1 pseudogene is annotated in these 2,037 nt (G+C 69.6%); it reads right to left on the bottom strand.

From position 1 onward, the window contains the following. Positions 1-1,915 (bottom strand): annotated as a pseudogene (locus ACXJKH_RS19355) (YadA-like family protein); the annotation flags it as partial. Between the last annotated feature and the right edge of the window lie 122 nt (positions 1,916-2,037).

Below are 2,037 nucleotides of genomic sequence, written 5' to 3'. Positions count from 1 at the left end.
CCGCGATGCTGTCCAGCCCGGCCGCAGCTGCGGCCAGCCCGATCGAATTGACCTTGAGGTACTTGCTGCCGACCCCGTTGCGGATATCGGTGATCTGGCTGTTGAGGTTGACCAGCGAACCGTCCACCGCCGAGAACGCGTCGGTGGCGTTGTCGTACACGCCCTGGGCGATCGCGCCGCCGTTGGACACGGTGGTGATCGCAAAGCTCGGCGCGGTCCAGGCGCCGGTGGCCGGGTCGAACGCGGTCAGCCCGCCGAAGTAGTCGACGATCGCCTGGTTGCTGGAGAACAGCTGCGCGCCGTTGACCGCTTCGGTACTGGCCACCCCGATCGCGCCCGGGGCCAGGTTGCCCAGCGTGGTGGTCCCGGTGCCGCCGCCGAGCGTGATGCGGCGGTAGTTGGCGCCACCGGCGCCGTCGTCGTCGTAGGTCACCGCGAAGCCGTCCAGCGCATCGATCTGGTTGATCGCACCCTGCAACTGGCCGACGTTGACCGCGTCGGTGGCCAGGCTGCCGGCCGCCACGTTGGTGATCTGGCGCTCGCCCCCGGCAAAACCGACCGAGACTTCGCCTGCGGAGATCTGCGGCGTGTTCAGGCCATACGCGCTGTAACTGGCCTGCGCGCCGCGGTTGGCCACCGTGCGGTAGCCCAGTGCCACGCTGTTGGCCTGGGTGGAGGTCGCCTCCGCGCCCAGCAGCACCTGACCGTTGGYCGTGCCCTTGGCGCTGTCGCCGACCACCACCGAGTGGCCCATACGCGCGGCGTAGTCGGCGGTGGGCACGCCGGTGGGGTCGTTCGGATCGTTCTGCCCCGCCCCGGGGAAGGCCACGTTGGCATCCACCTGCGCCAGCTCGTGGCGCGCATTCGCACCGATCACCACTTCGCGCGAGCCATTGGCATAAGCGCCGTCGCCGACCAGCACCTGGTAATCCTGCGCGGCGTTGACCGCCCAGCAATCGATGCTGGCCACCAGCAGGTCCACGCACTTGTTGGACCAGCCCGGCGCCTGGTCGGGCAGCAACAGGCCGAGCAGGCCGTTGGGATTGCCGTTGTTGATGTTGTAGATGTAGCTGTCGGAGGTGACACCGCCGATCAGGGTCAGGTGCGAGCTGCCACCGGTGGCGGCGCCGCCCAGCCCGTTCAGCAGCGTGCCGGCTGGGGTCAGGTTCACCACCGGCAGACCCAGTACGTTGGTCACCGAATAGGTCTGCATGACATTGGCGCTGTTGACGGCCAGGTTGCCGTTGCGCACGTAGCCATCGCCACCAAGCAGGCCCTGCGCGGTGGGGCCGACCAGCTTGGACAGCGAGCCCACCAGGCCGCCGGTGCCGATGATCAGCCCGGCATTGGGATCGGCCGGTGCCGGTGCCTTGGGATGCCCCGGCGGCAGCGAGGTCGGCGCCGGGAAGATCACCCCGCCTACGCCGCCGACGATGTTGCCGACCGTGTTGCCCACGCCACCGACCACATTGCCGACGGTATTGCTGACACCGCCGACGACGTTGCCGAGCGTGTCGGTGACCCCGCCCACGACATTGCCCACCGTGTTGCCGACGCCGCCGAGCAGGTCGCCCACCCCGCCGAGGAGACCGCCGGAGGCTGCGGTCGGCGACAGCGTCAACGCGCTGGTCTGCATCAGGCCCGCGTTGGCATCCACCAGTTTCTGGTTGCGGTCGGCATCGACCACCGCATGCGCCAGCGCATCCACCTTCACGCCACCGGCAACGCCGGTCACCAGGGTCGCGTTGACCGCGTCGTCCACGCCAGCGCTGACGGTTTCGCGGGCGCCGATCGCCACGCTCGTGTCCACGTGCGCCTTGCCATCGACCTGCGCGGCCAGCGCATGACCCGTGCCGGCGTCGACCGTCGCGGCCGCACCAGCGCTCGCTGCGTCCTCCAGCTTCAGCGTGTCCACGGTAGCGCTCGTGGTCAGTGTCGACTTGGCCTGCACCGACGGCTTCGGCGCCACCGCCACCGCCGCATGGACGCCGTTGTCGAGCTTCAGGACCGGCGTGCCGCCGACCGAAACCCCCAGCG

This window comes from Stenotrophomonas sp. P5_B8 (assembly GCF_054049855.1).
The sequence above is the reverse complement of the archived record's forward strand: the minus strand, read 5'-3'. Positions and strand labels throughout refer to the sequence as shown.